Below are 23071 nucleotides of genomic sequence, written 5' to 3' on the forward strand. Positions count from 1 at the left end.
TTTTAAAAGTTTATGACAATTTGATAAATTTAGCTAAGAAAGACTTCGTATAAGCCACAGCAATTTTAAATAAAAAATTATTTCCTTTAAAAAGAGATAAAACACCTTATATTGAATAAAAATCATTCTTATAGCAGAAAATACTTTTAACCTACCGTAAAATGTCTAGAATTAAGCTAGGTATCATAATAAAGAAGATAAAATGAAGGTAACAAGCATTTCTCGAAAACTATTGACCCGAGTGCTCTCGGTTTATTTTGTTTTAACCTTTATTGTCACCTGCGTGCAAATTGGTGCTGAGTACATTAACACTAAGAGCCACATAAACAGTGAGTTACTGACCTTAGAAAAAACATTTAGCAGCAGTTTAACACGTGCTGTTTGGGAGTTAAATACACAGCAAGCTGTTGATATTGCTGTGGGATTAGTCGCCATTCCTATGATAAAAGGCATTGTTGTTACCGATGAAAATGACCAAATCATTGCACAATTAGGTGAGTTTTCTGAGGGTGAACTTTTTAATCAACCCGATAAAGTAACCTTAAATAGTGAATCTACTGCCATTAGCTCTTTTTCTGAAGGATTATTTGGCCATTCGTTTCAACTCATCTTTGAGTTTTCTGGTCGAACAACAAAAGTGGGGACCGTCGTTCTCTTATCAAGTAATGAAGTGATTTTCGATCGTATTGAAGTTGGTATATATTTTTTAATCGGTAATGCGATGGTAAAAACAGCCGCGTTAGTTATTTTATTTTCTCTCGCCTTTTCCAGCTTATTAACAAATCCGCTTAATGAACTTACTGAACAAATCAACCATTTTGATATAGATGATCCCGAAGCATCAAAGCTTCATACCATGAATTATGAAAATAACGAGCTGAACATTTTACAAAGAGCTTACAACAATCTGCTCGATGAGCTGGTGCAATATCAAAATCGACTGAGTACCGCCAAGCAAGAGATATTAATGGCAAATCATAAACTTGACGATCAAAATTTAATATTAGAACAAGAAGTCGCTAAAAAAACGTCATCGCTAAGTACCACCATGCTTGAAATGAATAAACAACAGCGTGAACTTATCGAGCAACAAAAACAGTTAAAAGCAGAAAATATTCGCCGCAGCCAAACAGAACAAACCTTAACAAAGACCAATCAAGAATTAAAAAACTCGATTCTAGAACTCAAAAAAGCGCAAGAACGTTTACTTGATGCAGAAAAAATGGCTATTTTAGGAAAATTATCCGCTGAAATATCCCATGAAATTAATACCCCTATTGGTGTCAGTATTACCTCAACCAGTTATTTATCAGATTTATTAAATTCATTAAAAAATGATGTCGACAACCAAAAATTAACCAAACGTTCATTAGATGACTTCACTAAAAATGCTGACCAAAGTTTACATTTACTCTTTAACAATCTTAATCGCGCATCTGATTTGATCACCAGTTATAAACAAGTTGCTGTTGATCAAACAAGTAATAAAACACGCAAGATTAACGTTGCACAATACCTAAATGAAATTATTCAATCTTTGCAGCCAAAATTAAAGAAAACCAAACATACGGTTAACGTAAACTGTGTTGATAATATTGATATTTATTGCCATGCGGGGGCAATATCACAAATATTTACTAACCTAATAATTAATTCTATTATCCATGGCTTTGATGGTATAGAGAATGGCATGATTACCATAAGTGCAAAACTAAAAGGTGAACGGCTACATCTGCATTACCAAGATAATGGTGTTGGTGTTCCTCAAAATAAATTGCCACAAATATTTGACCCTTTTTATACCACCAAAAGTGGTACTGGAGGCACAGGCTTAGGCACTCATATCATTAACGAATTAGTTACTGATACATTGAATGGCACAATAGTCGCACATTCTGAGGTTGGACAAGGTCTTAGCTATGATATTGAATTTAATGATATGCGTTAAAAAATTCTTCATTGCGATATCTTAACGGTAAGACTCTGCAAGTGAGTGCTAATAGCTGATATTTAAGTTACTATATTGCTCTTTTAAAATTTATCAGCCGGTGCACTTAGTGTTCCAGCGGCGCAGGAAACTTCTATGTGGTTCAAAAACCTATACTTTTTCACATTTACTCGCCCTTTTGCATTATCAGAAGATCAATTAGAAAAACACTTAGCTGAACATTTATTCACCCCTTGTGGGTCAACAGAGCAATCGCATTTTGGTTGGGTAAATGCTTTGGGTAAACATGGCCATTCAACGGTTCATGCCGCTAACGGTAACCTTTTAGTTTGCGCAAGAAAAGAAGAGAAAATTCTTCCTGCTCCTGTTGTAAAAGATATGATTGAAGCAAAAGTTGCGCAACTTGAAGTTGAACAAGCGCGCAGCGCAACTAAAAAAGAAAGAGAACAGTTTAAAGAAGATATCATTTTTGAACTACTTCCTCGGGCGTTTTCTCGTGTTACCGATACCCATGCTTACATTAATGCTGAGCATAACCTTATTGTTGTAAATTCAGGTAGCCGCGGTAAAGCTGAAGATTTATTAGCCTTGTTGCGCAAAGTTATTGGTACTTTACCCGTAACAAGTGTTTCACCAGAAAAAGCGCCTGATGAATTGATGACTGACTGGTTAAACGAGAAAAGTATTGGCGACAACTTTACTTTAGGTATGGAAGCAGAGTTTCATGCCTTAGGCGATGATGGTGCGGTAGTTCGCGTTAAAAATCAAGATCTTGATAGCGATGAAATTAAAACGCATTTAGACGCTGATAAATACGTAGTGAAATTAGCGCTTGAATGGGATGAAGCAATGTCGTTTATTCTTTGTGACGATCTAGCGATTAAGCGTTTAAAGTTTTTTGATGTCTTACAAGAACAAAATGACGATATCGATAGTGACGACGTTATAGCAAAACTTGATGCAGACTTTGCCTTAATGGCTGGAGAAATTAATCGTTTGATTAATGACTTACTGGCTGAATTCAATGTTAAAGCGACAGACTACTTAGAGAGCTAATACGCTTTAGGTTACTGATGTCTCTAAAGAAAAAAGCAGCTAATATAGCTGCTTTTTCATTACTTCACTTTATTACTTCAGTATCAATCGAGTTAATAATACCGGTAAAATAGGTAGACTACTTCAAACGAATAGAGTTGATGATATCGGTCGTGGAAATACCTTCTTCAAAGTTAAGTACTTTAACTGTGCCGCCATTGGCCATCACTTCTTTACCGCCAGCAATATCTTCAACTTTATAATCCCCCCCTTTAACTAATATATCGGGGAGAATGTTGCTTATAATACGTTGAGGGGTGTCTTCTGAAAAACTCACTACCCAGTCAACAGCGCCTAAACCAGCTAAAACTGCCATTCGTCTGTCGGTAGGGTTAACCGGTCGTCCACTGCCTTTTAATCTTTTTACAGAAGCATCGTCATTAACAGCAACAATCAAACGAGTGCCTAAAGTACCGGCATGGGCTAAATACGAAACATGGCCTGCATGTAAAATATCAAAACAGCCATTGGTCATGACAATATTTTCACCACGAGCTTTTGCTAATTTAACCGCAATTTTTAATTGCTCTTCGCTGACAACACCAAAACCACTTTCTTGCCCTGTCGATATTTCAGCTAATAATTCGGTCTCGCTCACGGTTGATGTCCCCAATTTACCAACAACAATACCGGCAGCAATATTGGCTAAAGCACTCGCTTGGGTATATTCAGCTTTTGCTGCAATAGCCAAAGCAAGTGTCGCAATAACCGTATCACCGGCACCGGTTACATCATAGACCTCACGCGCTCTAGTCGGTAAATGGAATTCGTCATGATCTCGACGGAGCAAGGTCATTCCTTGTTCACTGCGCGTCACTAACATTGCTTCTAAATCAAGGTGCACTAACAGTGCCTGACCTTTAGTGACAATATCATTTTCTGTTTTACATGCGCCAACCACAGCTTCAAATTCGGATAGATTGGGCGTTAGTAATGTTGCACCACGATAGCGTTCAAAGTCGGTACCTTTGGGATCAACTAAAACAGCTTTCCCTTGCTTTTTAGCTATAGCAATTAAATTTTGAACCTCAGATAACGTACCTTTGCTATAATCAGACAACAAGAGTAAGTCATGATTAACCAATTGAGCAGCTACTTTTTCTTCAAGTACTTTTTTATTTACTTCGCTAAGAGACTCTTCAAAATCTAAGCGGATCAACTGCTGATTTCGGCTCATTACACGTAATTTAGTGATCGTGGGAATATTAGCTTGTTGATCAAATTCACAATTAATATTTAATGCTGATAGCTTTTTTTTCAAATGCTGAGCGGCTTCATCATCGCCAGTAATGCCAACAAGAGTCGCTCTGCCACCAATAGAAGCTATGTTTAATGCAACATTTGCCGCACCGCCGGGGCGATGTTCATCTTGATTAATTTTAACAACAGGAACGGGGGCTTCTGGAGATATACGATGTGTTGGACCGTACCAATATCGATCTAACATAATATCACCAACAACCAACACACTTGCTTGCTCAAAAGCGGGAATGTCTACTTTCATCCTATGCCTCTTAACTCTTTATGGATATACAGATATAATGGTTAATATTGTATCACATGAATTTCAATGAGTTGACATCATCCCGTGAGTAAAAATAAAGTTTTACAACCTGATTTTAAAATATCCTTCCTATTACCTAAGTATTGGTTAACTTGGTTTGGGGTAATTGTTCTCTATACCATTTCATGGTTGCCTTATAAATTACAATTAATGCTCGGCAGGATGCTCGGGCGCTTACTGTATAAAATAGGCTCAAGTCGCAAAACGGTTGCGATGAAAAACTTGCAACTGTGTTTTCCAGAAATGTCGGCACAAGAACGTACCCGTATTTTAAAGAAAAACTTTGAAAATACCGGCATCGCCTTATTTGAAACCGGCATGGGCTGGTGGTGGCCAGATTGGCGAGTTAGACGAAAAACAAAGATTGTTGGCCTTGAGCACCTAGAAAAAGCCCATCGAGAAGGTAAAGGTGTTTTACTCTTAACCATGCACTACTTAAGTGTAGAAATTAACTGTCGTGGCATGGGTACTGGACACCCTACGGTGGTTTTTTATCGCCCCCACAATAATCAACTAATGGAATTTTTTCAGTTTAGAGGTCGTGGCCGCTCCAATAAATACATGCTGGGTAAGCGCGACGTTAAGGGCTTAATGAAGGCACTACGTGATAAGGAAGTTTGTATTTATTTGCCCGATCAAGATTATGGTCGAAATCGCAGTTTATTTGTGCCTTTTTTTGCTGTACCTGATGCAGCAACAACCACGGGTACATTAATTTTTGCTCGCCAGAAAAACGTACAAAGTCACATACTCATACCGACCAGAAATGATGATGGCAGCGGATACACTTTAGAAATAAAGCCAATGATGGAGAATTTCCCTACCGATAATGACGAGGCTGACGTTATTCGCATCAACCAAGAGCTAGAGAAAGCCATTATGTTTAAGCCTGAACAATATATGTGGTTACATCGACGTTTTAAAACAAGACCTAATGAAGGTGACCCTTCACTTTACAAATAAGTCATGGTTGAAATCATCAGCATTGTATAAATAACAACTTTTCAGTATGGTAGTATTTATTATAAGTACACCATACTGGAATTTTCCATATGGCCTCATAACTAAGACAGCCTTATATGAACTTTTGGTTACGCAACATTATTTTTGGTTCAATTCTAATTGCTTTAGCTTTTTTATTATTTGATAACCAAGAAGAGCTATTTTCTTCTTTGTCGGATGATACCCAGGCAACAGCAGAAGTTGCGCCAATTAAACCAGCAGATAAAGCCGTTCTGGCATCAGAGTCATCGACTTCAAAAATAAAAAGTAACAATGCGGCGGCAGATGGTTTATCTCGCTTTTACGCCAACTTACATGGTGACGATGGCAGTTCAGGTCCAAAAATTCGCAATAATATAGTTTACTTGCAAGAGCCAACGGGTGACATTGTCAAACTGCTAGAAGCTCGGCGCATGGTCACACGTCCCTTACGAAAAAATTGGCGTGGCACCAATGAAAACCACCCATTTCGCTTAGGTGAAACACTCTTTCAAAAACTTTCAGAATATGCAAATAGTGAGGGTTTAGAAGTTATTTGGTGGTTAAATAGAGATTTTTTGGTCAAAGACCCTTTTCGTATTAATAAAGAAATCATCAAAACAGCTTACCAAGTTGGTAAAGCGGTTGAAGGACACTTTCGCGAAGGTATTAAGGTCTATTTTTGTCATCAGCAACGAGCCATTGTACTGATTGATTTGGATATACCCTACCTAGATGAAGAGTGTATTTTATTACCGCAAAAATCTCAAAGACGCTAAATAATAACGTCTTTGTAGTTATCAGACATTTCTATAAAGATTTTTCATACAGTGACAGGCAAATAGCAGCAACGTTTTCAGCTATTACTTCAAAGTCCACCTTAGTCAATAACTGCTGCTGATTTTTTAAGGTCGCGTGGTGACCAAAATCACGTAACGTGCAATAACTAGTCGTTAGCTGCTTTTGTTGCTCTGAACTTATTACTCCGCAGTGCTGTAGCCCTTTAAGTAAATGCAAGTTATCGGAATATTTGCAAAGCTCTGGGTGCTTTGCACTTTCGCTAAGTACAAGGAATTGGACTAAAAATTCGATATCAACTAACCCACCCTCGCCTTGCTTGATGTCAGTGTCAGCCGATGTTGATTTATCTAAATGCGCACGCATTTTTGCACGCATTTTTAAAACATCGGCACTGACATTTGCTCGTTCACGGACGCAAGTCAGTATTTCTTGTCTTATGGCTGAAAACTTATTAGCTAATTCAAGGTTACCAAATACAGTACGAGCTCTGACTAACGCTTGATGTTCCCATGTCCATGCTTCTTCTCGCTGATATTGTGCGAAAGTATCAACATGAACGACCAACAAACCAGAGTTACCAGAAGGACGTAGCCGCATATCTAATTCATATAAAATACCACTGGCCATACGTGTATTAAAAATGTGCATAATACGCTGTGCTAGTTTCATGTAAAATTGCGAAGCGGGGATCTGCTTTAAACCGTTAGTAACCTCATTACTTTGACTATTATGAACAAAAACTAAATCTAAATCGGAACTATAACTTAATTCTATACCGCCCATTTTTCCATAGCCAATCGCAGAAAAGCCTTTATGGTTTTCGCCAACTGTCGACTCTGGCACGCCAAAACGCTGAGCCATTTGTTGCCAAGCTAAATGAATAACTTCTTCAATAATGGCTTCGGCAAGAGCGGTTAAATGATCGCTAACTTTAGTTACTGGTAAGATCCCACAAATATCACCGGTCGCAATTCGCAAGTGTTGTGCTTGCTTAAATTGTCTTAACATGTCCATTTGTGCCTCCTGATCATCTTCAGGTATCCGCAACATTGCTTGTCTTAAGTCAGCAGAATAACTACTCAGCTCTGGCGGATTGTGTAACAATTTAGGATCGATTAATTCATCTAATAATATCGGATACTTGGCAATATGCTCTGCGATCCAGCTACTTTGATGGCACAGTTTAATGAGGTGCTTCAATGCGCCTTCATTTTCAAATAATAATTCAATATAGGCGGTACGCGTTGATATCTTATTAAAAATAATTAAGACCCGCTCTAGCGTAAAGTGACCACTATGCTCTTGCTGTATGTGCCACATTAAAACGGGTACTAATTTATCAAGTACGCCACGCCCTCGATTACCGATACTGCGCTTTTCCATCTCAGCTCTAAATTCAGCGAGCAAACTCCATATTTTTTTAGCATCAACGAAGAAGCTGACCTGTTCGATCCAAGCAACACTCTCCTCATCTGACCATTTACTGTCCCACAATGCTGTCCAATGCTGATCTTTCGCTTGATGATTTGGACTCTCTTCGCCAATAAGTGCACAAAACTCCTGATGAACGCTGTTCATTTTCAACGCTAAAAACTCAAGAAAGTCTGGCCATGTTTGACATTGTTTATGATTAAGTGCCCATAATAAACGCATTTGATCCAAGGTATTATCTGGCAAGGTCTGAGTCTGTTGATCATTTAACGCTTGAATAATATTTTCTACTCGCCGTAAAAAACAATAAGCATCGGTCAGCACGGCTTCATTCTCAGCGGTAATAACTTCTTTCTCGACCAAAATAGGTAACACCGTTAATAAGCGGCGGTGTTGCAATTCTTTTATCCGCCCGCCACGAATAAGCTGAAACACTTGCACTATAAATTCAACTTCTCTAATACCGCCTGCACCCAGTTTTATGTTGTTATTTAATTGTTTACGACGCACTTCTTGGGCGATCATCATTTTCATACGGCGTAAGCTATCGATAACACTAAAATCAATATAGCGACGATAAACAAAAGGTCTGAGTATGGTTGAAAGTTGGTCATGATATTTGCCCTGACCAATAAGACGCGCTTTGAGCATCGCATAGCGCTCCCAGTCACGCCCTTGCTCTTGATAATAATCTTCCATGGCATTAAAGGTTAAAACAAGCGGACCACTTTCACCAAAAGGACGTAAACGCATATCAACGCGATAAACAAAACCATCGGCCGTTTTTTGATGTAAGGCAGTAATTAATTTTTGTGCCAAACGAATAAAAAATTGCTGATTATCAAGACTACGCCTAGCACCTTGTGTTTCTCCCATTTCTGGGTAGGTAAAAATAAGATCGATATCAGAAGAAAAATTTAATTCACGTCCACCTAGCTTGCCCATCCCATAAACTAACAGTTGTTGAACCTCACCATTTTTGCTGTTGGGTATGCCCCATTTTTCTTGGCAGAGTAATGTTAACCAGTTTAATGCGGCTAAAATAAGCTGGTCAGCGAGTTCGGATAAACGCTCTAACGACAAGGTTAATTCAAGATCAAACAACAAGTCAGCAACGGCAATATTAACCATCTCTTGTAAACGAAACTGCCGTAAGATTTTATGTAATTGCTCTTCACTTTCACAAGGGGCAATCAGCTCAGTAAGCATTTGCTGATAATTGGGACAGTCAGTTTGGTAAACACGTTCACTTGAAAATAAAGACACCACAATGTCAGGGCACTGCAATGCACTGTTTAATATAAAGTCACTTGCCATTAATGCTTGATGAAAATCAGCGAGTTGTTGCTTGGACAAATTAGCGGTTGCTTCGGGGTATTGATGATTAAACAATTGCGTGCTTTTTTGCTGTTGCAGGGAGAGTATATTTGGTAGCTGAGTTGATTTATTCATTTAATGACCCATTTGTTAACTATGCAAAAGACAAGGAAGAAGAATTTCAAATGAAATCACGAATTAATAGACATATTATGTCTATGATGCTATTAATAACGTGTTATATATATTACACATATAGATAGCAAATTCGTACTCAAATAACCTGAGTATATGTTAATAATAGCATTTTTGAGGACACTATGGCAGGAATGCAACACATCAAATACGCTTTTTTAAGCTTGATTATTTTCTTAGTCGGTTGCTCTGATCCCTTCGAAGAAAAAATTAAACAACAAACGCCAATCACTGAGCTTCGTATTCAACAATTAGCTGACGCCTTAACGGATGGTCAGGTACGTAATGCCAGTTTAATTCATCAATATGCTGAAAAACTTCAACAGCAAAAACCTCATCTTACGCAATTAATTAACGAATTTAACAAAGATGCGACGACAAAAGGTCCAATGTATTTGTCGCTACTTGACCGTTTAGCAACCATTAAAAATCAACCAAGTATGTTTGCCAGTAAAGAAGATATCTTCAATGAACTGGTTAACATTTATCTTGCCGCTGACCCAGTACTTTACTCTGACGCATTAAGCGATCCACTCAATGTGCTTGCTGACATGTCTGATGGGGTTTTGCCGCGCGTTAACTCGTTATCAAAAGCACAAAGTAAACAAGCCAATAATGCTCAGGACTTTGGTACCGGAGAACAGTTAATTGGCAATCCAAGTTATGGTAGTTGGACGCAAGGAAGCAATGGTATGTCTTTTTGGGCATGGTATGGCATGTATTCAATGATGGGTGATGTATTTGGTTCTCGCCGCACTTCATATAATGATTGGGGTCGTTCAAGAAACTACAGTTATTATAATGATTACGGCCGAACTCGCTATAGTTCACCAAGCCAATTAAAAAAACAAAATGATTTAGATACCCGTACAAAAAAATCATTTCAAAGCCGCGGTCAAAAATATAACAGTACTTACAGTAAAAGTCGGACGGGGTCATCTAGCCTTTCTAAACAAAGTAGTACGGCACAAACCAGTGCAAAGCGATTTAGTACCAATAGTTCATACGCAAAGAAGTCTAGCTACTCAAAAAGCTCCAGCTTTAGAAACAGCAAAAGCACCACATCTCGCAGCTTTAGACGCGGCAAATAACGAGTAGGATATAGGAATTAACATGAATACATTTTTTGAAATTACTGCCCTAAATCAAGATTTATTAATTTACTTAGTTATTGATATTTCTATTGCGATTGTTTTATTAGGTGCAATGCGTTTTATTTCAGGTTTATCGGCTAAAGTTAACTCTACGCAAGAGTTAGCACAAAAAGATAACTTTGCTTTTGGCATCAGTGTCGCAGGGAGTGTTGCCGCCTTAGGTATTGTTCTTACAGGTGCAATCAGTGGTGAAAATGCGCCAAGCTACTGGATGGAATTTGTTGGCATGTTCGCTTATGGCACATTAGGCTTGATACTGATAAAAATTGGACGTGTTATCCATGATAAATTATCACTGCAACACATCAATAAAACACAAGAAATTCTCAATGAAAATTTAACCATAGGTATTGTTGATGCTGCAGGTGCCATTGCGACGGCTATCATCATTCGCGCGGTTTTACTTTGGGTGCATGGTTTAGACGTTGATACCTTTATTGCCATCATTGCCGGCTTTATTATCTCTCAAGCTATTTTATTATTAGTTACCCGCTTAAAAGAGCGCCAATACGCAAAAAATAATCAAGGTGATTGCTTACAAGAAGCATTTACACGTGGACAAACCGCAATTGCTATACGTTATGCTGGCCAATTAATTAGTACCGCTTTAGCCGTTACCGCAGCGAGTCACTTTCTTACGTACTCACCTGAAACTTTATTTTACAATTTAATCTCTTGGTTTGTATTTGCGGTCGTGATGACTCTATTAGTCGCAATATTAACAGCCATTGCCAAACGTATTGTACTGTGGGGAATTAATTTAGTTGAAGAAGTTGATCAACAACAAAATATAGGCGTTGCTTGTGTTGAAATGGCAACGAGTATTTCAATTGCCCTCATTTTAACCGCATTGATGTCATAACCTTCCCCTCTTTTACCAAAAAAGCTTTAAGGGCATAAGCACTTAAAGCTTTTTTATCTTCAGGAAGAACAGTATTAGCCATTGACCTTATTTGATGGTGCTAGGTACTTTATAACTATGAATAAAAAACAATTATTTTGGAACGATACACTGCTTATTTTAACCATGGCCGTTTTAGCTGGTTGTGGTTTAATCTATGAATACCTTTTATCCCATTATGCTGGTCGTGTCTTAGGCGCGATGGAAAGTACTATTTATGCCATGATAGGCTTGATGATTGTCGCCATGGGTTTAGGTGCTTTTGCCGCACGCAAGATCACCTGTGCATTCAAAGGTTTTGTTTGGTTAGAGCTTACCATAGCGTTTTTAGGTTGCAGCTCAATTTTAATTATTGGTGGCTTAATAGCACTCACTCAAACGTTTCCACAGGTATTAGCAGACACCTTTAATTTGCCACCCGACTCTATGCCCCAGGGTGGATTTTTAAAACAACTATCGCAGCTCGCTTTTAATAGTCCCTATTTTTTTGGTTTCATCTTAGGTTTTTTCATTGGTATGGAAATTCCCCTTATCGCACGTATTAGAGAATCAATTCACCAAAAACATTTAAAAAATAACCTAGGCACTATTTATGGCGCCGATTATGTTGGCGCGGGTATTGGTGCTGCAATTTGGGTTATTTTTTTATTATCCATTGATATCAGTAAAGCCAGTGCGTTAACTGCTGCCTTAAACTTAATTGTCGGTGGTATTTTTATCTTTCATTTTTGGGATAAACTCACCTGGCGTAAAACCTTAGTTTCACTTCATATTTTATTATTGATCGCCATTGGCGTTATTTATCAGTCTGGTAATAGCTGGTTAAATCAAATGAGTAACTTGCTCTATTTAGATAAAGTTGTTTATACCGATAAGACCCGCTATCAACAACTCAACTTTACCCAACGACATATGGGAGCAGAGCAGCCAAGTGTGATTAATTTTTATCTTAATGGCCGTTTACAGTTTTCGTCTGCTGATGAGTTTATTTATCACAGTTATTTAGTCAGTCCTGTTATGGCTGGTTCTGCTAGACATGACAATATATTAATCATTGGCGGTGGTGATGGATTAGCATTTCGTGATGTCTTGCAGTGGTCGCCCAAAAAAGTCACCTTAATTGATTTAGACGCCGAATTAATGCAAATATTTTTGGATCCTACCGAAAAGTTATCACCATCGTTGGCGGCTCAGCTTAATCAGTTAACGCAGAAAAGTTTACAAGACCCTAGGGTAAAAATTATTAATGAAGATGCCTTTTTAGCGATTGATAACTTGTTAAAACAACAACAAACCTTTGATAGCATCATTGTTGACCTACCTGATCCTAGCCACCCTGATTTAAATAAACTTTATTCTGTTAATTTTTATGCGCGCTTACATCAGTTGCTCGCGGGTGACGGCTTAATTGGCATACAATCGGCAAGTCCATATCATGCCAAAGATGCTTTTATTGCGATTGGAAAAACAGTAAAAGCGGCTAAATTCGCTCATGTTCAGCAATATCACGATAATGTGCCAAGCTTTGGCGAATGGGGTTGGACGATAGCGTCAAAACGTGGTGCTAGCCCCCTTAACCGTTTACAGTCTTTAGAAAAATTACCAGTTGAACATCATTGGCTAACACTACCTATGGTGATTAATTCATTCGAGTTTTCGAAAAGCTTTTATAAGAACCAAGCAGATGTTCCTATTAACTATTTAGGTAGCCATAATATTTATCAATTACATCAAAAAGCATGGCGCGATCAACAAGGTTTGAACAATGCTTATTTACAAGAATGACAAATAAATAACAAATAATGCAAATCGGCTCTTGACATATTATGTCAAAGTGCTAAATTTACCTCAACGACATAATATGTCTGAGAGATATTTACTTTTAGATTTATTAACGAAAAATACAGACTAAGGAATCACATGAACATTCATAAAATTGCTGATCACTTAAATAGCTTAGCGGACAATTCTGAAACCGGGATGGTTTTTGATTGTCAGCCTATTTCAGGCGAAGTGGACGTTTTACAAATTACTGTTATCGACCGTGAAGAATTACCAATTTTTGTTTCTGTAACCGATGATCAAATACTATGTATCACCTACTTATGGGGCGTAGAAGAAGTAAAACCTGAATACCTTCAAGACATGCACGTAAGCATGTTAGAAATGAATATTCCGATGCCTTTATCATCATTTTCAAAAATTGGTGATAAATACGTAATTTTTGGTGCCCTATCTATTAATTCGTCTTTTCATGATATTGAACACGAATTAGGCGTTTTAAGTAATAACGCGATGGAAATTATAGATGATATGGGCGAGTACCTAATTTAATTAACCACCCTAAGGAAAAAACTATGAGTATTTTTAAAAAGATAATGACCGCAATTCGAGGTGGCGCTTCAGAAGTTGGAGAATCAATTGTTGATTCAAACGCTACCCGTATTTTTGAACAAGAGATTCGTGATTCAGAAAATCACTTAACTAAAGCTAAACGTGACCTTACTGGTGTTATGGCTCAACAAATGTCATCAAGCCGTGAAGTTGACCGTTTAAAGCGCGAAGTCACTGAGCACGAAGGCTATGCAGTACAAGCCCTTGAAAAAGGTGATGAAACGTTAGCATTAGCTGTTGCTGAAAAAATTTCTAACTTGGAAAATGATCTAGCATCTCAACAACAAGCACTTGATAGTTTTTCAGGTAGTGCTAATCGTTTAAAAGAACTAGTGAAGAAAAGTGAGCGCCAAGTAGGTGAATATAAGCGTCAACTTTCTATGGTTAAAACGACAGAAAGTGTTCAAAAAGCAACATCGGCAATCACAGATAACTTTTCATCAAGTAATTCTAAGCTGTTAAATGCTAAAGATTCTTTAGAACGCATTAAAGCTAAACAGCAGAAATTTGATGATCAAATGAAAGCGGCAGAAGTGTTAGAATCTGAAAACTCAGATAATTCATTAGCTGCTCAACTTAAGCAAGCCGGTATTGGTGGCACAGATAATAGTGCGAATTCAGTATTAGACCGTTTAAAAGCTAAACAAAAGTAACACACATGCTCGTTAGCCATTATTGACTAACGAATACCGTTTTAACCGCCTAGCTGTTTTCCTCCCAACAACTAGGCGGATTTTTGGGATCTGAATATGAGTTTTCTAAAGCGACTATTTAAAAAGAAAGAAGACGAACGCCAAGTTAACTCAGCTGAAGAGTTAAAGATTAAAGATATTATTGTGCTGACCGACAGTTTCGCCTTACCTGAGTCCTTACGTAAACAACAGTTTCAAGTATCAGCCATTAACTGCTACGAATTTGAAAGTAACACACAAACTGAATGGGTTTTACAAGGTGCGAACAACCTTGAGCTTTACTTAACCATCGAAAGTGATGATAAAACTTACCTTAAATTTGCTCTTAAAATTCAGCACCAAGATATCGAATCACTGTTCGATTTAGATGAGTTTGCCACAGTATTTGATGAACCTGGTGAAGCCTTTCTAGAGAGAAAGTCAGATTCTTTATTAACATCAGGCTGGAGTAGTCCACAATACCAGCAACAAGTTTTTGCAAAAGTAGGTTATTTTCACCGCAGAGATAATCGTAGTGAAAGTTTAAGCGCCTATGAAGGAAATGAAGCAGGCGAGCAATTTGAACTTTATAGCTTACTTGATGAAGAGCAATCGCGCGGTATTGATATTGAAGTATGGCAAGATGGTGATACCGACTTATTTATTACGTTATACCGTCCAACTTCTGATATTATCGATATTTTCCCGGGGAGCTAATTTGTGAGCAGAAAATTACCTGAAAAATGGCAATCTTCAATTCAAGCAGTCAAGGCGGTGCAAGTTGCTTTTGATATGGATGAAAAAATTCAATTAGCAATTCGTACTCAAGCATTACATGCCGGTCTGAGTCCATCAGACCAAATTCGTGATATTCTTGGCCTACCAACGAATAAAAGACCTAAACGACCTCGTTTAACCGTAAGTTTAGGACAAGATGATTACCAAATATTAGCCTTAAAATACGGCCTTTCTCCTGAACAACAACTTGAAATAAAGCGTAAATTAATGGATGATTTAATTCTACATGTTACGCAAAACAATAATAGTTAACTGCAAAAATGAAATTATAAACATTATGATGATGCGCCATAGACTTAAACATTACACTATCGATGAATTTGGTATTAAGAATTATAAATCTCGATATATATTAATCTTAACAATATTGACACTCTATTTGATTATGGCTGGAGCAGCGAAACTGTTACTGCATTTCGAATTACCCGCACCTACGGCCAATATAAAAACATATAATGATGCTTTCTGGGCGCTACAAGTGAGCTCTAGTACCATAGGTTATGGTGATTACTATCCTGTAACTACAGGTGGCAGGGTCGTTGTTATGTGTATGTTCTATATTGGTGTTGGATTAATGAGTTTTATTGGCGCGCAGTTTATTAATCGTTTTTTTGGATTTTCTAACACAGACGTTAAAAATAGAGAATTGCGCCGACAAAATAAAGAAATACTTGATCATAATAAGCAACTCGAAGTGAAAATTGATTTATTAGCCAATAAAATTGAAGAAGTTATTCACAAATCAACCAAGTAAATATTAATAAATAATGTGTAATAAATTTATTATATTATGCCATACTTGTCTTTTAAATATAATAAAAGGGAAAACACTATGTTAATTAAAACTATTGCTCTAGCAGCACTTATCATGACGGCAACAGGCTGTGCTAACACTGACGCTTTAGAAGCAAGTGTAAGTAGCCTAAACCAAAAGGTTGATACACTAACTAATAAAGTTAATGCCTTAACGGATGAAGTTGCCGATGTAAAAAGTCAGCAAACAATGAATACAGAAACAATAGAAGGTGTTAAAACATCTGTTGCTAATGCTAATGAACGCATGGATAACATTGCTTCTAGCTACAAAAAATAACGGTTAGACCATAGGTCTATTAAATAAAACACGAGATTGATTATATCAGCCTCGTGTTTTTTTATGCCTGCTATTTTCGTATCAACAAACTATGACTATTGGCGTGCAATGATGGACAAACGCCTTGAAGGACAGCCTGTCTAAGAAATACCATTATCGACTCTTACATCGACATCAAGGAGTATCAAGACCATGTGACTATATGAATGCCTAGAAATGGCCATACCGTTGTGAACATCGTCGTTCCTTGCCATCTCGGTTACTGCTCCTGCGTTACTCTACTTATTGCATCCATGCAGTCACAGCATCACGACATAACGTAGACGTACAGAGATACACTAATGCCTAGAAAAACAGGATGTATGAGAAAGACCATCCTGAACATAAAAAGCCAGTTACTTTTCAGTAACCGGCTTTCATTTTCTGTTGATTAATACCAACATATACTAGTACTTAGCTAGCTACTTTTTCTTTCACCCAAAAACTGGAGATAAAGGAAATTAAACCAATTAAGAAAAACACGCCGGCAATTTCACGTAGCCAATAAAATATTGAAAGTTTATCTTGAGTTACCATAAAACTTAACGCTTCACCACTTTCTGGTATACGCTGTAACCACACTTGTAATACACCAGCACCTGTTAAGAATAATGTGATGAAAACCATAGCAACAGTCATCAACCAAAATCCCCACATTTCACGTACTTGGGCACGATTACAATTAGCTTCACCGATACCACGTAACTTAGGCATAGCATATGAAATAATTGTCATTACGATCATCGCATAAGCACCATAAAAAGCCATGTGACCATGAGCAGCAGTAATTTGTGAACCATGGGTATAGTAGTTTACTGGTGCTAATGTATGTAAGAAGCCCCAAACACCTGCACCTAAGAATGCCATTACTGACGTGCCTAATGCCCAGAGTGTCGCAGCCTTATTAGGGTGCTCACGGCGACGGCGATTAACCATGTTAAAGGCATACAATACCATCGCAAAGAATGGTAAAGGTTCTATTGCTGAGAATACAGAGCCCACCCACTGCCAATATTCTGGAGTAGTTAACCAGTAGAAATGATGACCTGTACCTAAAATACCTGAGATTAACGCCATTGCAATAATGACATACAACCATTTTTCAATAACTTCTCGGTCAACACCTGTTATTTTGATCAACACATAAGCTAAAATTGCGCCCATGATTAATTCCCATACACCTTCTACCCATAAATGAACAACAAACCACCAAAAGTACTTATCAAGTGCTAAGTTAGTTGGATTATAGAATGCGAATAAGAAGAATACGGCTAAACCAATTAAACCTGTCATCAACACCATGTTAATAGCTGTTTTACGGCCTTTTAAAATAGTCATACCTAAGTTAAACAAAAAGCCTAAACAAACAATAACAATACCAATTTTTGTGATAGTAGGCTGTTCAAGGAACTCACGTCCCATCGTTGGCCATAATTCATTTAACGTATAGTGAGCTAAAGTTGAATAAGGGACTAATAGGTATCCTAAGATAGTTGCAACACCTGCGGCGGCAAATATCCAGAACAAGATAATAGCTAATTTAGGACTATAAAGTTCAGTTTCAGATTCTTCTGGAACCATATAATAAGCAGCGCCCATAAACCCAAATAATAGCCAGACTATTAGTAGATTGGTATGCACCATACGTGCTACGTTAAAAGGAATTGCGCCAGCAAGAAAGTCACCAACAACATATTGTAACCCCATAACTAAGCCAAATAGAATTTGGCCAACAAAGAGTATTAATGCAAAAATGAAATAAGGTTTTGCGACCGCTTGAGATTGATATTTTAAAGTGTTCATCGCATTATCCTTCAATATTCGGTGGCCAGTCATTAGTATCTAACTCTGACGTCCACTTCAAAAATTCTGCTAAGTCATCAATTTCTTTATCGCTAAGATGAAAGTTTGGCATTTGACGACGGCCAGGGATATTTAACGGCTGAGCTTTCATCCAACCATTTAAAAAGGCTTTAAAGCCCGCTTCACCGCCACGGCGTTTATAAACATTACCGAGTTCAGGTGCAAAATAAGCCCCCTCACCTATTAATGAATGGCAACCGATACAGTTATTCTCTTCCCAAAGTTCTTTACCGTGAGCAACAGCTTCGGTAATATTTTCACGGTGATCCCTTTCAGGCATCACTTTGGTGGTGTGGTAGGTCAAAGCTAGAAATATTAAGAAGAAGAATACGCTTCCTCCATAATAAATATTCCGAGCCATGCCTTTAGTAAAACGCTCTGACATGGTGTTTTCCTTAGTAAAAACGATAATAAAGCTTGAGGATAATAAACCGCTCTTAAATAAGGAGACTTGATTTCTATCAAGTTTTAAAGAATGTGTAATAATTTGTGACTAAAAAAAAGGTAAGTATGCGTTATATCAAAAAAGTGGAAGTTTTTTCGCCATTGCCCTAGAAACATTTAGCATTCCCAGCAAAACAAAAGCGGCATGCATAGTAACAAAGTAAATGATCATCACCATTAAAGACACTTCAAAAGCATCAGTTGTTAGTAAGACAACAAGCGGAATTACGATAATAAAAAAGCCGGCTAAAATAGACAATTGAATGGAGCGGTATAGATGAATACATTGCCAGCCTTTCTGGTGCTTTTTTTTAATAAATAACCATATTAAAATTAAAAAAGACAGGCCAGGTATAAGTAATAAATTCATCAAAAATAACGATTGATAAATAATAGCATCTCGGCCATCTTTGGCTGAATGGTGTTGGTTCGATGACTGCTCAACTGAATTTTTCATATAAACCTCTCTTAACTAAAAGTAACACTATTGTTTAGGTCAATGATTAATCTGAATAGACCGCCCAACGCCTTAAACATCACTACAAAAGATAAATTACACAAATAACAGCAGGAATTATAAATACATAGCCAAGTAATAATATCCGCCACATTTTAGGCGCTGTGCGAAGTTCCATGAAAACATCGGTAATTTGCTGCCCTTTAAGGAAAACAATTAATAATACAAAAGCAATTAAGTACTCTGGGGATTTTATAACCTGTCCGATATAAACTGAACTAAAGGTCAATATAATTAAAAGTAGCCAACTTATAATTGTTTGTTTCAAAGTGATCATAGTGTCATTACCGCCTCTTTAAATAACATAGATAAGTGGAAACAAAATAATCCATAACATATCAACCATATGCCAATAACTTGCACCCGATTCAAAGCCAGAGACGTCCTCTTGATAAGCACCTTTCTTAGCATTTACGCCAATAATAAGCAGAATAACCATACCTAAAAGTACATGCATAAAATGGAAGAAGGTAATAAGAAAATACAAAGTAAAAAAAGTATTTGTCTCTATATCAATGCCTATATTGAAGAGAAACTGATATTCCCAAATTTTTACTGCTAAATAAATACAGGCAATAACTTGTGAAATGACGAGTAAGTTAATTGATTGTTTAACTTGATGAAGATGAATAGCTCGAACAGATAAAGCAACAAATAAGCTGCTGGTGATTAAGGCAATCGTATTAATTAAACCCGCAATCGGGTGAAGCTTAGCTTTACTCGCAATGAACATATCACTATGTAATTGCTCAGTAATAGCAAAGCCAATAAAAAATATAGCAAAGACAGTAAGTTCAGCAAGAATAAAAAACCACATGGCTAAATCACCCGGCAGTCTTTTATTAACCATATTGTCAGCTACTTTAACCTCGCGAAGTTCTGAAGTTTTTGAAGTAATAACGCTGTTACTCATCAAAGTAGATTCTAGCAACATCCATTAAAGCATTAACCGTATCAATATCATCTGATAATGGTTCGGCTAAACAACAACGACAAACTTCGATAGGATTCATACCACTTGAAATCATTTTCGCTGCATAGATTAACAAACGTGTTGAAGCAACTTCATCGAGATCGTTTTTTTCTAAACGACGTAAAGCTTGGGCAAGTTCAACTAATTTAAAAGCTAAATGGGGATCAACCCCTGCTTCTTTAATTAAAATTTCTTGTTCTAATTCCGCAGTAGGGTATTCAAAGCGCAGTGCCACAAAACGCTGACGTGTACTTGGCTTCATACCTTTCAATAGATTTTGGTATCCGGGATTATAAGAAACAACCAGCATAAAACCGGGGGCGGCTTCTATTAACTCACCGGTGCGTTCAAGGGGTAATACGCGACGGTCATCAGCTAATGGATGCAATACAACGGTTGTATCTTTGCGTGCTTCAACGACTTCATCTAAATAACAAATGCCGCCTTCACGAACAGCCTTTGTTAACGGACCATCTTGCCAATAGGTGCCGTTGGGACCAATTAAATGGCGACCTACTAAATCAGCAGCGGTTAAGTCATCGTGACAAGAAACAGTATAAAGGGGTTTATTGAGTTTTTCTGCCATATGGGCAATGAAACGCGTTTTACCACAACCTGTTGGCCCTTTAATTAATACGGGTAATTGATGGTGATAGGCATATTCAAATAAGGAGACTTCATTCTTTTGTTCTTTATAATATAAAGAACCGTCAGTTTTGGTCGAAGGTTTAAGATTAACGGTGTTCATAAAAACTCAAAGGCGTAATTTAACTTAACGTTAAAATACGCCCTAAATGAGTTAGCTGCAAATTTGAATGGACCTTAGTTGATTCCGATCAATTGAGCATGAAAATAGCGATTAATTAGCCAAAAATTGCGCGCATTAAACCGATAGCTTGTTCAACACTTTTACCATTTTTAACCTGAATAATAATTGAGTCACGTTTACCCTGCAAGTACGCTGGAAGATCTTCTGAGGTAAGCGCTTTGTCCACTAATATTTCAGCTGACTCTTTACTACGTTTTTTAGGCGTCGCCTTTGACTTCGATTTCGCTTTATTAAGCATTTTTTCACGTAATTTAATGTAGTTTGAATTTGGTGCTAAATCAGCATCAGCAAATAAAAATAAATCAATTAATACCGCACGATTTTTCCAAAGGATAAGTTCACGATTTTCTTTGTTGCTAGTAGCTTCATCTTGAGCGCTTTCTTCGCCCTCACTTACATCACTGTTTACTTCAACTATCTCTGGTTGTGCTTGATGCCACCATGCAAAAGTACGCATAGTACCAATCATGTCATGCCAGTAAGATGAAAAATCTGTGTTTTTTAGTTTAGCAATCGATAAGCCTTGGCAAAGAATATCAATTTTATTGTTATTTAATGCAATAAATTGATCCGGTCTGCGCATCGCTAATAGACGTGTAGCTACCGCTAAAGGCGCTTTTTCGCCTTGGGCTTTTGTTTGCGTATATTCTTTAAAAATTTGTTGGAAGTCGTTAACAAAACTTTGGTAGTTTGCATGACTTACTTCTCCAGTTAAAGGAATGTGCGCTAATGCTGCATCAAACTTTTCTGGCGACTGCTCAAGCAAGGTATGAAAAACTTTTGCACCTTTAGTGCCCGCAAACCATTCAACATCAAAATTATAAATGCTGTAGTCATGCTGAGTTGTGTGCTTACCAGAAAAAGCTAAACGGTCTTCAACAATTAAGTCTGCTAAAGGTTGTTGGCGAATTTCGTCAAGATAATTCAATAAACGTAAACGTTCATCTAAAGCATGAATCGTGCTTTGTTGTTCAATAAAACTGGCAAATATAGGCCAAGGAGCAATTCTAGCCATTTTAAACTGACTAAGCGTAAAGCCAGCTTCGAGAATATCTTGTAGCTTCTTAAGCGGTAAAAGTTGCTCATCTTCTAAAAGATCCTTATTAAGTTCTTCACGACATAGTCGGGCCAACTCGCCACACCAGCCCAGAAAATCATCTGGACGATGTGTCACTTTAACCGCCATTAAATTTAGGCTCAATGGCGTGACATATTTAAGGGCATTTTGATAAACCTGATTTTCAGCATCAGACAAGGGCATATTAACAGGTGAAGATAACAACTTTCTCATGAAACTATATAAACTCCGTATAAGGAATTATCACTAATAATACGGTTAAGCATAGATTAGAAATAATATAAAAAAAGCGTGAAAAATCCACGTTTTTATTAGGTATTGCAATTAAGTGTATCGATTATAGCAAATGAGGAGTGTTTTGTTGATTTAATCTGCGAAAAAAAACGCTAGCCAACTTTAATCTTTATGCATCTACACCACCCAACTTATAATTAGCATCGATAAAGCATAGCGTGTAGTTAAACGGAACGTTAAAATTGACGTGTAATGATTAGTTTTCAACAACACTTTATTATAAGTTATTATTCTGTTAATTTAAGTACAGAGCTCTTGGTAGTTAAGTTATCCCGTGGCAGGACATCGCTGATAGCGTTCACCAGGAAAAATGTAATCAGGCTCTTCTTGGGCTAACTGTTTAAACCATACGTTATTCAATAACAGTAACTACACCTTGCATTTTCGGATGAGGTCCACACTCATAAGGAAACTCTCCCACAAGTGAAAAACGTCGCTGATAGCGTTCACCAGGAAAAATGTAATCAGGCTCTTCTTGGGTTAACTGTTTAAACCATACGTTATGATACTGACGTTTTTCAATATTCTTCCAAATCACGGTATCACCGACATTAATGGTAATATGGGCGGGAATAAAGTTTTTCTTATATATTTCTACAACCACTTCTTTTGCATAAACTGAAAATTGAATAAATAGTATTAACATAATCACCAATAACTTTTTCATTAGCATATCCTCACTTTTAAATTT

At 37.3% G+C, this 23071-nt stretch carries 23 protein-coding genes; 13 read left to right on the top strand and 10 right to left on the bottom strand.

The window, feature by feature from the left end:
- Window positions 1–202 precede the first annotated feature (202 nt).
- Window positions 203–1948: a HAMP domain-containing sensor histidine kinase gene (locus H4J76_RS05990; protein ID WP_182216481.1), complete on the top strand. Its 1746-nt coding sequence runs from the start codon at window positions 203–205 to the stop codon at window positions 1946–1948.
- A gap of 135 nt (window positions 1949–2083) precedes the next feature.
- Window positions 2084–3004 carry a recombination-associated protein RdgC gene (gene rdgC / locus H4J76_RS05995; protein WP_070375929.1) on the top strand — a complete coding sequence of 307 codons (921 nt, stop codon included), beginning with the start codon at window positions 2084–2086 and terminating at the stop codon, window positions 3002–3004.
- A 118-nt stretch (window positions 3005–3122) separates the two neighbouring features.
- On the opposite strand, the gene hldE is transcribed toward rdgC, so the two are convergent.
- Window positions 3123–4547: a bifunctional D-glycero-beta-D-manno-heptose-7-phosphate kinase/D-glycero-beta-D-manno-heptose 1-phosphate adenylyltransferase HldE gene (gene hldE, locus H4J76_RS06000; RefSeq protein ID WP_182216480.1), complete on the bottom strand. Its 1425-nt coding sequence runs from the start codon at window positions 4545–4547 to the stop codon at window positions 3123–3125.
- Between the two features lie 84 nt (window positions 4548–4631).
- Here hldE and lpxL point away from each other — a divergent pair, with 84 nt between their 5' ends.
- Complete coding sequence (lpxL, locus tag H4J76_RS06005) at window positions 4632–5570, top strand: LpxL/LpxP family Kdo(2)-lipid IV(A) lauroyl/palmitoleoyl acyltransferase (protein ID WP_182216478.1); 939 nt, start codon at window positions 4632–4634, stop codon at window positions 5568–5570.
- A gap of 116 nt (window positions 5571–5686) precedes the next feature.
- Window positions 5687–6367: a TcpQ domain-containing protein gene (locus H4J76_RS06010; protein ID WP_182216477.1), complete on the top strand. Its 681-nt coding sequence runs from the start codon at window positions 5687–5689 to the stop codon at window positions 6365–6367.
- Window positions 6368–6398: 31 nt separating this feature from the next.
- Here the strand turns inward: H4J76_RS06010 and glnE are convergent, their stop codons facing one another.
- Window positions 6399–9272: a bifunctional [glutamate--ammonia ligase]-adenylyl-L-tyrosine phosphorylase/[glutamate--ammonia-ligase] adenylyltransferase gene (glnE, locus tag H4J76_RS06015; protein ID WP_182230257.1), complete on the bottom strand. Its 2874-nt coding sequence runs from the start codon at window positions 9270–9272 to the stop codon at window positions 6399–6401.
- A 185-nt stretch (window positions 9273–9457) separates the two neighbouring features.
- Here glnE and H4J76_RS06020 point away from each other — a divergent pair, with 185 nt between their 5' ends.
- The 9 genes from H4J76_RS06020 to H4J76_RS06060 all read left to right on the top strand — a co-directional run bounded on the left by H4J76_RS06020 (window position 9458) and on the right by H4J76_RS06060 (window position 16343).
- A complete protein-coding gene (locus H4J76_RS06020; protein ID WP_070375925.1) occupies window positions 9458–10423 on the top strand; it encodes a hypothetical protein in 966 nt (321 codons plus the stop codon).
- A gap of 22 nt (window positions 10424–10445) precedes the next feature.
- Complete coding sequence (locus tag H4J76_RS06025) at window positions 10446–11348, top strand: DUF350 domain-containing protein (protein ID WP_182216473.1); 903 nt, start codon at window positions 10446–10448, stop codon at window positions 11346–11348.
- A gap of 117 nt (window positions 11349–11465) precedes the next feature.
- On the top strand, window positions 11466–13172 hold the full coding sequence (locus tag H4J76_RS06030) for a polyamine aminopropyltransferase (protein ID WP_182230258.1): 1707 nt from the start codon (window positions 11466–11468) through the stop codon (window positions 13170–13172).
- Window positions 13173–13307: 135 nt separating this feature from the next.
- Entirely contained in the window at window positions 13308–13721 is a 414-nt protein-coding gene (locus tag H4J76_RS06035) for a YjfI family protein (RefSeq protein WP_070375922.1), read from the top strand.
- Window positions 13722–13744: 23 nt separating this feature from the next.
- Window positions 13745–14434, top strand: a complete 690-nt coding sequence (locus H4J76_RS06040; protein ID WP_182216470.1) for a PspA/IM30 family protein — start codon at window positions 13745–13747, stop codon at window positions 14432–14434.
- A gap of 96 nt (window positions 14435–14530) precedes the next feature.
- Window positions 14531–15169, top strand: a complete 639-nt coding sequence (locus H4J76_RS06045) for a hypothetical protein (protein ID WP_182216468.1) — start codon at window positions 14531–14533, stop codon at window positions 15167–15169.
- Window positions 15170–15172: 3 nt separating this feature from the next.
- Complete coding sequence (locus H4J76_RS06050; protein ID WP_182216467.1) at window positions 15173–15502, top strand: hypothetical protein; 330 nt, start codon at window positions 15173–15175, stop codon at window positions 15500–15502.
- A 25-nt stretch (window positions 15503–15527) separates the two neighbouring features.
- Window positions 15528–16004: a potassium channel family protein gene (locus tag H4J76_RS06055; protein ID WP_182221850.1), complete on the top strand. Its 477-nt coding sequence runs from the start codon at window positions 15528–15530 to the stop codon at window positions 16002–16004.
- Window positions 16005–16082: 78 nt separating this feature from the next.
- Entirely contained in the window at window positions 16083–16343 is a 261-nt protein-coding gene (locus tag H4J76_RS06060) for an LPP leucine zipper domain-containing protein (protein ID WP_182216463.1), read from the top strand.
- A gap of 453 nt (window positions 16344–16796) precedes the next feature.
- Here H4J76_RS06060 and H4J76_RS06065 read toward each other — a convergent pair whose 3' ends face one another.
- The 8 genes from H4J76_RS06065 to H4J76_RS06100 form a co-directional block, all read right to left on the bottom strand.
- Window positions 16797–18185 (bottom strand): cbb3-type cytochrome c oxidase subunit I, encoded by a 1389-nt coding sequence (locus H4J76_RS06065; RefSeq protein WP_182216461.1) that lies wholly within the window; start codon window positions 18183–18185, stop codon window positions 16797–16799.
- A gap of 4 nt (window positions 18186–18189) precedes the next feature.
- A complete protein-coding gene (locus H4J76_RS06070; RefSeq protein WP_146796219.1) occupies window positions 18190–18630 on the bottom strand; it encodes a cytochrome c in 441 nt (146 codons plus the stop codon).
- 135 nt (window positions 18631–18765) lie between these two features.
- Entirely contained in the window at window positions 18766–19146 is a 381-nt protein-coding gene (locus H4J76_RS06075) for a hypothetical protein (protein WP_182216459.1), read from the bottom strand.
- Between the two features lie 82 nt (window positions 19147–19228).
- Window positions 19229–19483, bottom strand: a complete 255-nt coding sequence (locus H4J76_RS20275; RefSeq protein WP_182216457.1) for a cytochrome C oxidase subunit IV family protein — start codon at window positions 19481–19483, stop codon at window positions 19229–19231.
- 18 nt (window positions 19484–19501) lie between these two features.
- Window positions 19502–20119 (bottom strand): cytochrome c oxidase subunit 3 family protein, encoded by a 618-nt coding sequence (locus H4J76_RS06085; RefSeq protein WP_259366341.1) that lies wholly within the window; start codon window positions 20117–20119, stop codon window positions 19502–19504.
- Window positions 20112–20927, bottom strand: a complete 816-nt coding sequence (locus tag H4J76_RS06090; RefSeq protein WP_182230259.1) for a CbbQ/NirQ/NorQ/GpvN family protein — start codon at window positions 20925–20927, stop codon at window positions 20112–20114. The genes H4J76_RS06085 and H4J76_RS06090 overlap by 8 nt, the downstream gene beginning before the upstream one ends.
- Before the next feature lie 115 nt (window positions 20928–21042).
- Window positions 21043–22299: a hypothetical protein gene (locus tag H4J76_RS06095; RefSeq protein ID WP_182230260.1), complete on the bottom strand. Its 1257-nt coding sequence runs from the start codon at window positions 22297–22299 to the stop codon at window positions 21043–21045.
- Window positions 22300–22732: 433 nt separating this feature from the next.
- Window positions 22733–23047 (bottom strand): plastocyanin/azurin family copper-binding protein, encoded by a 315-nt coding sequence (locus tag H4J76_RS06100; protein ID WP_259367744.1) that lies wholly within the window; start codon window positions 23045–23047, stop codon window positions 22733–22735.
- Between the last annotated feature and the right edge of the window lie 24 nt (window positions 23048–23071).

Source organism: Colwellia sp. BRX9-1 (assembly GCF_014077195.1).
Taxonomy (GTDB): Bacteria; Pseudomonadota; Gammaproteobacteria; order Enterobacterales; family Alteromonadaceae; genus Colwellia_A.